The organism is Crenothrix polyspora (genome assembly GCF_900163755.1).
Classification (GTDB): domain Bacteria; phylum Pseudomonadota; class Gammaproteobacteria; order Methylococcales; family Methylomonadaceae; genus Crenothrix; species Crenothrix polyspora.
This window is the reverse complement of record NZ_FUKI01000137.1, coordinates 20,146-30,439: the sequence shown is the minus strand read 5'-3', so window position 1 is coordinate 30,439 and position 10,294 is coordinate 20,146. Positions and strand designations below refer to the sequence as shown.

The window sequence follows — 10,294 nt, the reverse complement described above, 5'->3', positions numbered from 1 at the left end:
CTAACTTTTAGTGATGAAATCTGTCCGACTAAAGTCGGAGGTTTTCACCCTTCATATTGAAATGAAATCTGTCCGACTAAAGTCGGAGGTTTTCACCCTTCATATTGAAATAAAAAATTAACCATGCCTAGCGCATGTACTACAGCAGCAGCCCAAGTGTTTTCTTTGCCTTTTAATAAAGGTGATGGACGCTTCCGGCAAAGTGCTGCAACGGCTAACCGAACCATTTCCTTATATTCATCATTAAGATACTGGTCACAAAATGTATCAGTTAGCACTACGATACTATTAAACTTATCTTGCATTTGTTCAGGTACACGCACAGATTTTGCCATTTTTAAAGTACCCCAAGATAATTAGTTAAAAGTGGTTTTTTGCGAACAGCCTTACGAAATCTGGTATTGATCGAGTTTTTTGCGTAACGTACTACGGCTTAACCCTAAAGCTTTAGCCGCTTTAGTCTGATTGTGCCCAGTGTGTTCCAGCACGGCTTCCAATAACGGTTTTTCAACTTCGCTCATCACTATCTCGTATAAATCAACGGCATCGTAGCCATTGAGATGGGCAAAATAATGGTCTATGGCGATTTTAACATGGATAGACAGCGGCACGTCATCGGCGCGTCTGGGCTTAATTTCAACAATTTCGGCGTTTTTTTGGGATGCTTCCATTATGCGGCAATCTCACTCGTTAAATGGTTAAATACCATAGCAACCAACTGACTTTGTTGGGTGGGTGTTTGCGCTTGGTTGATTGATTGTTTGGTGCTTTGGCTGATGCTGTCAAGGCGATTAAAATACCAACCGATGTGCTTGCGGGCTATTCTAACACCCATCACAGCACCGTAAAAACTATAGAGTTTTTCCAGATGATCGGCGAGTACGTGATGAATATCAGTCAGCGACGGCTTGGCCAAGGCTGTACCGTAGCGCATAAAATGGTTGATTTCAGCAAACAGCCACGGATTACCTTGTGCAGCACGGCCAATCATAATCGCATCAGCACCGGTTTCCTGTAAAACCTGTACGGCTTTTTCCGCGCTATCTATATCACCGTTGGCAATAATCGGAATGTTGACGGCTTGTTTAACGGCGGTGATGGTATCGTATTCGGCGTGGCCTTCAAATTTGCAGGCGCGGGTGCGGCCATGAATCGTTAACGCGCTAACACCTGCGTTTTTGGCGATCTTGGCTATATTCACTGCGTTACGGTTGTGTGTGTCCCAGCCGGTACGAATTTTTAACGTGACCGGAATATCCACCGCACCCACAACCGCATCCAGAATTTGCTGCACCAAAACTTCATCGCGCAACAACGCCGAACCTGCGGCGACTGCACAGACTTTTTTAGCCGGACAGCCCATATTAATATCAATAATATGCGCACCGCGCTGTGCGTTAAATCGGGCGGCATCCGCCATTTGCTCAGGGTTGGTGCCGACAATCTGCACCGAGCGTAAGCCGGTTTCACCGTTATGATTGGCTCTTAACAAGGTCTTTTCATGCCGGCGCAAATCGGGATGGGAAGCAACCATTTCGGACACAGCCAAGCCTGCGCCAAACTGTTTGCACACAGCCCGAAACGGGCGGTCACTGATGCCAGCCATCGGCGCGACGATCAGCCTATTGCTGAGTTGATATGATCCTATGTGCATGAGCGACCGATTTACTTATCTTGCTCGTCATTCCAGATGGGGTTGTCGCGGTCTTCTTCATTTAATTTAACGATGTCTTCGGGGTAGATATGCCAGAAAGACTTGTCAATTTTGGCATTGCTATAGCCTTCTTTTTTCTCGTGGGTGAACGGACACCACCAGTTTTCCACCAGTTTTACCAAATAGGCATGCCATTCCATTAACGCGACGCTAACGGGGCAATACCAGGTGCAGTTTAAAATCCAGAACAGTCTGTACTGGGATAAACTGGCCATAAAAGACGCATCCATCGTGATCTGGTTTTTCATGGTGTAGCGATGGCTGGCACGTTCCGGCAAAAAATCCGAGAATTTTTTAATGTTCTCGCCGCCGATTAAAATCAGGTGGTAATAGGTTAAATAGGCGCTGATAAACACAAACGGCAAGGTGACGATGGGTAAATACACCAGCACCATGCCAATTGCCCTTTTCCAGACAGGGACATTATTGTGGTGTTTGCCGATGACAGCACGGCCGTTACAAGAATCACAGGCTTTCATTGTTTTAAGAATCCTCTTTTTTATTATGTGATGATGATTTAGGGTTTGTTACAGGCACATTGCCGTGCAGTAAGCGATAAATACTGACGCAGCCCCCGCAACAAAACAGTTGTTCGCCTTTGTCGGTAACCAGGGTAAAGCCTTCAATTTCGACAGGCTGGCCGCAAAGATCGCAGGGTTTTTTATATTCTACAGTGGCCATAACGATGCCTCAATAACTTTATAAGCTTGAAGAGACTGAGCAAAAAAATGTCTTTAAATATTCGGTTTCTGGCGCGGCAGGGTCAATCGGGTGATCCGGCCCCTGGCCACCACTGGCAAAAAACACCAGATGCCGGTCGATATGTTTGCCCGATGAACGCAGCAATTCGTGCAGGTTTTCGCGGCTTAAATGATGCGAACATGAAGCCGACACCAAGATGCCATTTTTGGCCAATACTTGCAGCGCCAAATGATTTAAGCGCCGGTAGGCTTCATAACCCAGCTTAAAATCTTTTTTGCGTTTAACCAGTGCAGGCGGATCTAAGATAATAATGTCGTACAGCTCATTGTCAAGTCGCGCTTGTTTGAGAAACTCAAATACGTCTGAGCGGATAAACTGCATATTATCCACGGTGTTATTGAGTTTGGCATTGTCCAAAGCCAGATTCAACGCAGCTTCCGAGCCATCGACACAGATCACATCCGCAGCACCAGCCAGTGCCGCAGGAACGCCCCACGCGCCGGTATAAGAGAATAAATCCAGTACCCGTTGGCCTTTGGCAAAACCTGCCACCACAGCACGGCTGGCGCGATGATCATAAAACCAGCCGGTCTTTTGGCCGTTTAGAATATCAATCTTAAACTGTGCGCCGTTTTCTTCAATCAGCACAGTGTCCGGCAGTGTGCCGTAGATGACTTCTGATTCCAGACTCAGGCCTTCCTGGGTGCGATGGCTGTTGTCATTTTTAAGCACGATGGCGACGGGGCTTAACAATTCCACCAAGGCGGCAACCAGGGTATCTTTGCGCTGGTCGATGCCAGCGGTGGTAATTTGTACCGACAACACAGCGCCAAAACGGTCGATCACCAAGCCTGGCAGACCGTCACTTTCGCCAAAAATCAGCCGGTAATAGGGTTTATCAAACAGTTTTTCGCGCAGTTGCAAGGCGGTGGCGATGCGGTCTTTAAAAAAGTTAATGCCACATTTTAAATTGGCTTTACGCGACAAAAGCCTCGCACACACCAAGGTGTTGGGGTTGACGTAGGCTGTGCCCATGTTCTTGCCATCACTGCTGATAATGTGTACTAAGTCACCAGCAGTAAAGCTTTCCAGCGGTGAGCGTTTGCTGTCCACTTCGTTGCTGAAAACCCAAAGATGGCCTTTACGCAGGCGTATATCTTCGTTTTTTTTAAGGTAAAGTTCGGGGTGCGCCATGGTTTGGTCTGGAATATGTGAGGGTTAATGTTTTGTACCCGACAAGCGGATCCAGTCTTCTTGTTGCACCAATGGCTCTAGCGCGATGTGGCTTTGGTAGGCGTTGATAACAGCGTCGGCCTGTTCATGCAAAATGCCGGATAAAATCAATGTGCCACCTGACACCAGTAAGCTGGCAATCATGTCTGACATGTCTATCAAAGGCTTAGCCAGTATATTGGCCAAGACAATATCAGCTTGCATAACAGGGAAATCGTTTGGCAGATAGCAGTGGATTTTGTCCTGCACATTGTTTTTCAGGGCATTGCTTTCGGTGGCGGTGATGGCTTGGGGGTCGATATCGACCGCGTGGGCAATTTTTGCGCCTAATAACACCGCAGCGACCGCTAATATTCCTGAACCACAGCCGTAGTCGATTACCGTTTTTCCGGTCAGATCATGACTGGCCAACCATTCTAAACATAAAGCGGTGGTCGGGTGCGTGCCCGTGCCAAATGCAAGACCGGGATCGAGTATCAAACACACGGTGTTTGGCTCGTGCTGTTGCTGGTCGGTGGGGCAGACCCAGAGTTTATCGGCAAACTTCATCGGCTTGTAGAATTCCATCCAGGCGCGTTCCCAGGCCTGGTCGCCAATTTCGTCGTATTGCCAGTTAAGCAAAGACTGGCTTTGGAAGTGTTCGATCACTTGGGCTTTGATAGCATTTGGATCAGCGTCCAGTTCGTACAGGGCAATCACTTGGGTGTTGCTCCAGATTTTGGTTTCACCGATAGCCGGTTCGTACACCGGTTCGTCTTCAGCGTCCATATAGGTGACCGAAACTGCGCCCAAGTCGCTGAAAAAATCGGCAATATCCGGCGCCGTGTGTTCGTCGCTGATAACAGAAAGTTGATGCCAGGCCATAGTGTCCTAGAAAACAGTGTCTTTAAAAAAACAACAGGGTGCATACACCCTGTTTTTGTGTGGGATTTAATCCCGTTGTAGACCGATGTGTAGGTTGAGGTGAGATAACGAACCCCAATGTACATCACAATGTTGGGGTTCCTGGTGTCACTCCAACCTACAGGGTATTTTTCATAACAAACTATCAGGTAATACCCAATTTCTTTTCCAGATAATGAATATTTTGGCTACCTGCGGCAAAACCGCTGTCATTCATAATGTCTTGCTGCAAGGGGATGTTGGTTTTTATGCCGTCGATAATCAATTCGCTCAACGCCGTATTCATACGGGCGATAGCACTTTGGCGGTTTTCGCCGTGGGCAATCAACTTGCCGATCATGGAGTCATAATACGGTGGCACTTTGTAGCCGTTGTAGATATGGGTTTCGCAACGTATGCCAGGGCCGCCAGGCATGTGGAACTGGTCAATCGTGCCAGGGCAGGGCATAAAGGTTTTGGGATCTTCTGCGTTCAACCGGCATTCAATCGCATGGCCTTGCATTTTGACCTGATCCTGGGTGATCGACAATTTTTCGCCGTAAGCGATACGCAGTTGTTCTTTAACAATGTCAAAGCCAGTGACCATTTCGGTGACCGGATGCTCGACTTGTACGCGGGTGTTCATTTCAATGAAGAAAAATTCGCCTTTTTCATAAAGAAATTCAAAAGTACCCGCACCTAAATAGCCGATTTCAACACAGGCTCTGGCACAGCGTTCACCAATGGCTTTACGTTGTGCTTCGGTAATGCCGGGCGCGGGCGCTTCTTCCACCACTTTTTGATGACGGCGCTGCATGGAGCAATCGCGTTCACCCAAATGGATGGCATTGCCGTGCGAGTCAGCCATGACCTGAAACTCAATGTGGCGTGGATCTTCCAGAAACTTTTCCATGTACACGGTCGGGTTACCAAACGCACTGCCAGCCTCGGCTTTAGTCATAGAAATCGCATTGATTAACGCAGCTTCAGTATGCACGGTACGCATACCACGACCACCACCGCCACCAGCGGCTTTAATAATAACCGGATAGCCAATTTCCTGCGCCAGTTTCAAATTAGTCTTGTTGTCATCACCCAACGGCGTGTTGTCGCCTGGCACACAAGGCACACCGGCGGCAATCATGGCTTTTTTGGCTGAGATTTTATCACCCATCATGCGGATGGTGTCAGCATTGGGGCCTATGAACACAAAGCCGCTTTGTTTAACTTTTTCCGAAAAGTCGGCATTTTCCGATAAAAATCCGTAGCCCGGATGAATAGCTTCGGCATCGGTGACTTCGGCTGCGCTGATAATAGCGGGGATATTCAGGTAGCTGTCGATGGATGACGCAGGGCCAATACACACCGACTCATCAGCCAGGCGTACATGTTTTAAATCTCGGTCGGCCTCAGAATGCACAGCAACTACTTTTACGCCCAATTCTCTGCATGCGCGAAGAATGCGCAAGGCAATTTCACCACGGTTGGCGATTACTATTTTGTCGAACATACGTTTCCCTACCGGTTGAGTTATGCGATGACGAACAAAGGTTGACCGTATTCGACAGGTTCGGCGTTATCCACTAAAACTTGGGTAACTGTGCCGCTTTTGTCCGCTTCAATCTGGTTGAGAATTTTCATGGCTTCGATGATACACAAGGTGTCGCCAGCCTTAACTGCTTGGCCAATTTCAGCAAATGTTTTGGAACCAGGCGAAGCCGAACGGTAGAACGTGCCGACCATGGGTGATTTGACGATGTGTCCGGTGATTTTTTCTTCCGCCGGTGCAGCCGCTATGGCCGGTGCTGCGCCTTGTGGTGCGGCTGCATAATTAACCGGTGCGGCCATCACGGTATTGGAAGAATAACGGCTGATGCGTATTGACTCTTCGCCTTCTTTCACTTCCAATTCGGCAATGCCAGATTCTTCTATTATTTCGATGAGTTTTTTTATTTTTCTAATATCCATGGGGTTTTATCTCTCTGCTAGTATCTGGTGTGCAGCCTGCAAGGCCAGTTCATATCCGGTTGCGCCTAATCCACAAATAACGCCTTTGGCAATATCTGAGAAATACGAGTGCTTTCTAAACGGCTCACGGGCGTGGACGTTGGACAAATGCACTTCTATAAAAGGTATTTTTGTTGCCAGCAGTGCATCACGTATAGCAACACTGGTGTGGGTAAATGCAGCGGGGTTGATAATAATGAAGTCAACGGCATTTGTGTAAGCGTGGTGTACCAGCTCTACGATGTCGTGTTCGGCATTGTTTTGATGAAAGCTGAGCTGATGGTTAAGCAGTTTAGCTTGCTTTTCGAGACTGTGTTGAATGTCGGCGAGGGTTTTTACGCCGTAGTGACCTGGTTCACGTAACCCTAACAGGTTTAGATTGGGGCCATTGAGTACGGAAATTGCTGCCATTGAGTTATTTTGGGTGGTAAACGCAATAAAGCGAGCAATTTTGCCTAATTTCCAGTATTTTGTCCAGATAATAGAGTATTTTCGCTACAATATAAATTTGCGACCAAGATTTTTCAGCCTAGTCATGAATCGGTTAAAGAAACAATTTGTACAATAAAATAAAAGACTTAGCAAGCTCAAGCGAACATGGCTTTTTTAGTCAATACGGTTAATTTTAAGCGCCTCGTATCAGTTAACCTGCTTCAAATAGCTTTTGTGTTTACGACAATCAGAGTGATGAGCTGGATTACTAAAAAAGCGTCACAATGCTAATCAAAATATTTGTCACCCCCATAAAACCTACTCCTGCATAGCAGTAATTCGCTGGTTTTCTACAATACCTCGTTGCTGTACCACAATAGACGTTAGCTATAGCCGATAAGCGTGAGATTGTATAACGGAATGAAGGCTAATTAGGGTAAAATACAGCCAACAATCTAAAAACCAACGTTCAATACTTTGTTCGCCTTCATATCACCCCTTTAATTTACTCTTTCGGAACAACACTTTGATAACCTCCGCAAACATTACGATGCAGTTTGGGGCTAAACCCCTGTTTGAAAATGTCTCTGTTAAATTTGGCGATGGCAACCGCTACGGCCTGATTGGTGCCAACGGCTGTGGCAAATCGACTTACATGAAAATCTTGAGCGGTGATCTAGAACCCTCTGCCGGTAACATCAGCATTACCCCAGGTGAGCGCTTGGGCATTTTGCGTCAGGATCAATTCGCTTACGAAGAATTCAGTGTGGTTGACACCGTGATTATGGGGCATAAAGAACTTTGGCATATCAAAAAGGAACGTGACCGTATCTATTCGTTGCCGGATATGACCGAAGCACAAGGTATGCAGGTGGCTGATCTGGAGGTGGAGTTTGCGGAAATGGATGGTTACACCGCAGAATCCAGAGCCGGTGAGTTATTGTTAGGCTTGGAAATACCACAAGACCAGCATTACGGCTTGATGAGTGCGGTTGCACCAGGCTGGAAACTGCGGGTATTGTTGGCGCAGGCGCTGTTTGCCAATCCCGATATTTTACTGTTGGATGAGCCTACTAACAACCTGGACATTAACACCATACGCTGGCTGGAAGATGTGCTTAACGACCGTAATTGCACCATGATTATTATTTCACATGATCGGCATTTTTTGAACAGTGTTTGCACCCATATGGCCGACATGGATTTTGGCGAATTGCGGGTTTACCCTGGTAATTATGACGATTACATGACGGCATCAACGCAAGTGCGCGATCAATTGTTAGCCGGTAATGCCAAAAAGAAAACCCAAATGGCTGAGTTGCAAACCTTCGTCAGCCGCTTTTCAGCGAATGCTTCTAAGGCTAAGCAAGCCACCTCGCGTGCAAGACAGCTGGAAAAAATCAAGTTAGATGATATTAAACCCTCCAGTCGGGTAAATCCGTTTATTCGTTTTGATCAAACCAAAAAATTGTTTCGCTTGGCGTTAGAGGTTGAGGGCGTGAGCAAGGGTTATGGCGAAACACCGCTGTTCAAAAATCTTAAGTTGATGGTCGCGGTGGGTGAAAAAATAGCAATTATCGGTCCTAACGGTATCGGTAAATCAACCTTATTACGCACGCTGGTCGGTGATTTAAAGCCCGATACCGGCAAAGTGAAATGGTCGGAAAATGCAGAAGTGGGGTATTACGCACAAGATCACGCCGATGACTTTGCTGAAAATATCACCTTGATTGAATGGATGAGTCAATGGCGTAAAGAATCTGATGATGACCAATCCATACGCGGCACTTTAGGCCGGTTATTGTTTACCTCGGATGACATTAATAAGCCGGTCAAGGTGTTATCAGGCGGTGAGCAGGGGCGTATGTTATTTGGTAAACTGATCCTGCAAAAAAATAACATTATGGTGTTGGATGAGCCGACTAACCATCTTGATATGGAATCAATTGAATCGCTCAATACCGCGCTGGAAAATTACCCAGGTACTTTGCTGTTTGTCAGCCATGATCGTGAGTTCGTGTCGTCTTTGGCAACACGAATTATTGAATTAACGCCTAACGGCATTGTTGACTTTAATGGTAATTACGAAGATTATTTGCAAAGTCAGAGTTTATAATTATTTGTCTTAGCAATTATAACTTTCACATTAAGCAGAAATAATATGGCACGGTATATACTTACAGCGTTTTCAACTTAGGACAGTTACAGCCACCGTTCGTGCTGAGCTTGTCGAAGCATGAACGGCACACTTCGACAAGCTCAGTGCGAACGGTTACGCTGTAACTATTGAACTGTGAAAACGCTGTACCTGGCACGGGCGAGCTAAATATTTCACTGCGTTTTATGCTTAATTGATAACAGATTGGGTTAGGCGTTAGCCGTAATCTAACATAATGGTTTGAAAAAAAGTTGGGTTATGCTAATGCTAACCCAACTTTATAACCATGATTTTTTTACTAAATCAGTAACTGCACACACGCTATTGTATCAAGTTGTTTAAATATCATTGGATTATTTAACGCTATGGCACGCATCGTATTCGGTACCTTGATCATTGCTTATTGTGTACTGTGCGCGGGATTGTATCGTTTCCAGCGCGCATTGCTTTACTTTCCACAGCCAGGCTCACTAAATGTTGGTGTAACGCACATTACTTTACCTAGCACAGAGGCCAAAGTGCAAGTAAGTGTAAAATTACGCCAAAATTCAGACACAGCTGTTATTTATTTTGGTGGTAATGCAGAGAATGTTGATCGTAGCCTACCACGTCTTATAACAGCTTTTCCTGAGCAGAGTATTTACGCAATGAATTACCGTAGTTATGGCGCAAGTACCGGTAAACCCAGCGAGGTAGCATTGATAGAAGATGCGCTGGCCTTGTTTGATGTACTTTACGGTAAATACCAACGTGTCACTGTGATAGGCCGTAGCTTAGGGACAGGTATTGCTATTCATTTAGCCAGCGTAAGAGCTGTTGATCGCCTTATTTTGGTGACTCCCTATAACAGCATTCAGGAGGTTGCGGCGCAGCAATATCCATTTATTCCGGTAAAGTGGCTATTGATCGATAAATTTGAATCTTGGCGTTATGCTGCTAAAGTAACCGCGCCAACCTTGATATTAATGGCGGAAAACGATACCGTCATTCCGCGTACACAAACAGAACAATTAATAACGCATTTTAAGGCCGGTATTGTCACATCTAAAATTATCGCCAAAACAGACCATGTAACAATAGTGGAAAATCCTCAATACAGTGAGCTGTTAAGGTAAATGCTACCGCTTTATCGATCGACGAGAGTTATATACAGTGAATAAGGAAGC

Annotated in this window: 12 protein-coding genes; 2 read left to right on the top strand and 10 right to left on the bottom strand. The window is 46.0% G+C overall.

Annotated elements, in window-relative coordinates:
• Nucleotides 1-92 precede the first annotated feature (92 nt).
• The 10 genes from CRENPOLYSF2_RS13805 to aroQ all read right to left on the bottom strand — a co-directional run bounded on the left by CRENPOLYSF2_RS13805 (nucleotide 93) and on the right by aroQ (nucleotide 6,949).
• Nucleotides 93-335 carry a DUF6398 domain-containing protein gene (locus tag CRENPOLYSF2_RS13805; RefSeq protein ID WP_087144532.1) on the bottom strand — a complete coding sequence of 81 codons (243 nt, stop codon included), beginning with the start codon at nucleotides 333-335 and terminating at the stop codon, nucleotides 93-95.
• 51 nt (nucleotides 336-386) lie between these two features.
• On the bottom strand, nucleotides 387-671 hold the full coding sequence (locus tag CRENPOLYSF2_RS13800) for a helix-turn-helix domain-containing protein (RefSeq protein ID WP_087144531.1): 285 nt from the start codon (nucleotides 669-671) through the stop codon (nucleotides 387-389).
• The gene (gene dusB, locus CRENPOLYSF2_RS13795; RefSeq protein ID WP_087144530.1) at nucleotides 671-1,654 is read right to left on the bottom strand and encodes a tRNA dihydrouridine synthase DusB; all 984 of its coding nucleotides are present in this window, start codon (nucleotides 1,652-1,654) and stop codon (nucleotides 671-673) included. The genes CRENPOLYSF2_RS13800 and dusB overlap by 1 nt, the downstream gene beginning before the upstream one ends.
• An 11-nt stretch (nucleotides 1,655-1,665) precedes the next feature.
• Complete coding sequence (locus tag CRENPOLYSF2_RS13790; RefSeq protein ID WP_087144529.1) at nucleotides 1,666-2,193, bottom strand: hypothetical protein; 528 nt, start codon at nucleotides 2,191-2,193, stop codon at nucleotides 1,666-1,668.
• A gap of 4 nt (nucleotides 2,194-2,197) precedes the next feature.
• Nucleotides 2,198-2,395 (bottom strand): hypothetical protein, encoded by a 198-nt coding sequence (locus tag CRENPOLYSF2_RS13785; RefSeq protein WP_087144528.1) that lies wholly within the window; start codon nucleotides 2,393-2,395, stop codon nucleotides 2,198-2,200.
• Between the two features lie 18 nt (nucleotides 2,396-2,413).
• Complete coding sequence (locus CRENPOLYSF2_RS13780) at nucleotides 2,414-3,610, bottom strand: class I SAM-dependent rRNA methyltransferase (protein ID WP_087144527.1); 1,197 nt, start codon at nucleotides 3,608-3,610, stop codon at nucleotides 2,414-2,416.
• A gap of 24 nt (nucleotides 3,611-3,634) precedes the next feature.
• Complete coding sequence (gene prmA, locus CRENPOLYSF2_RS13775) at nucleotides 3,635-4,513, bottom strand: 50S ribosomal protein L11 methyltransferase (RefSeq protein ID WP_087144526.1); 879 nt, start codon at nucleotides 4,511-4,513, stop codon at nucleotides 3,635-3,637.
• 184 nt (nucleotides 4,514-4,697) lie between these two features.
• On the bottom strand, nucleotides 4,698-6,041 hold the full coding sequence (accC, locus tag CRENPOLYSF2_RS13770; protein WP_087144525.1) for an acetyl-CoA carboxylase biotin carboxylase subunit: 1,344 nt from the start codon (nucleotides 6,039-6,041) through the stop codon (nucleotides 4,698-4,700).
• Between the two features lie 20 nt (nucleotides 6,042-6,061).
• Nucleotides 6,062-6,499, bottom strand: a complete 438-nt coding sequence (gene accB, locus CRENPOLYSF2_RS13765) for an acetyl-CoA carboxylase biotin carboxyl carrier protein (protein WP_087144524.1) — start codon at nucleotides 6,497-6,499, stop codon at nucleotides 6,062-6,064.
• A 6-nt stretch (nucleotides 6,500-6,505) separates the two neighbouring features.
• Nucleotides 6,506-6,949 carry a type II 3-dehydroquinate dehydratase gene (aroQ, locus tag CRENPOLYSF2_RS13760; protein ID WP_087144523.1) on the bottom strand — a complete coding sequence of 148 codons (444 nt, stop codon included), beginning with the start codon at nucleotides 6,947-6,949 and terminating at the stop codon, nucleotides 6,506-6,508.
• Between the two features lie 547 nt (nucleotides 6,950-7,496).
• On the opposite strand from aroQ, the gene CRENPOLYSF2_RS13755 reads away from it, so the two are divergent.
• Both CRENPOLYSF2_RS13755 and CRENPOLYSF2_RS13750 read left to right on the top strand, forming a co-directional pair.
• The gene (locus CRENPOLYSF2_RS13755) at nucleotides 7,497-9,086 is read left to right on the top strand and encodes an ABC-F family ATPase (protein ID WP_087144522.1); all 1,590 of its coding nucleotides are present in this window, start codon (nucleotides 7,497-7,499) and stop codon (nucleotides 9,084-9,086) included.
• 407 nt (nucleotides 9,087-9,493) lie between these two features.
• Nucleotides 9,494-10,243, top strand: coding sequence for an alpha/beta hydrolase (locus CRENPOLYSF2_RS13750; RefSeq protein WP_087144521.1), 750 nt, complete (start codon nucleotides 9,494-9,496; stop codon nucleotides 10,241-10,243).
• The last annotated feature ends 51 nt before the right edge of the window (nucleotides 10,244-10,294 follow it).

Excerpts from the sequence above, each read along its gene's own strand:
- CRENPOLYSF2_RS13805 (WP_087144532.1), bottom strand. The coding sequence starts at position 335 with ATGGCAAAATCTGTGCGTGTACCTGAACAAATGCAAGATAAGTTTAAT.
- CRENPOLYSF2_RS13800 (WP_087144531.1), bottom strand. The coding sequence starts at position 671 with ATGGAAGCATCCCAAAAAAACGCCGAAATTGTTGAAATTAAGCCCAGA.
- dusB (WP_087144530.1), bottom strand. The coding sequence starts at position 1,654 with ATGCACATAGGATCATATCAACTCAGCAATAGGCTGATCGTCGCGCCG.
- CRENPOLYSF2_RS13790 (WP_087144529.1), bottom strand. The coding sequence starts at position 2,193 with ATGAAAGCCTGTGATTCTTGTAACGGCCGTGCTGTCATCGGCAAACAC.
- CRENPOLYSF2_RS13785 (WP_087144528.1), bottom strand. The coding sequence starts at position 2,395 with ATGGCCACTGTAGAATATAAAAAACCCTGCGATCTTTGCGGCCAGCCT.
- CRENPOLYSF2_RS13780 (WP_087144527.1), bottom strand. The coding sequence starts at position 3,610 with ATGGCGCACCCCGAACTTTACCTTAAAAAAAACGAAGATATACGCCTG.
- prmA (WP_087144526.1), bottom strand. The coding sequence starts at position 4,513 with ATGGCCTGGCATCAACTTTCTGTTATCAGCGACGAACACACGGCGCCG.
- accC (WP_087144525.1), bottom strand. The coding sequence starts at position 6,041 with ATGTTCGACAAAATAGTAATCGCCAACCGTGGTGAAATTGCCTTGCGC.
- accB (WP_087144524.1), bottom strand. The coding sequence starts at position 6,499 with ATGGATATTAGAAAAATAAAAAAACTCATCGAAATAATAGAAGAATCT.
- aroQ (WP_087144523.1), bottom strand. The coding sequence starts at position 6,949 with ATGGCAGCAATTTCCGTACTCAATGGCCCCAATCTAAACCTGTTAGGG.
- CRENPOLYSF2_RS13750 (WP_087144521.1), top strand. The coding sequence starts at position 9,494 with ATGGCACGCATCGTATTCGGTACCTTGATCATTGCTTATTGTGTACTG.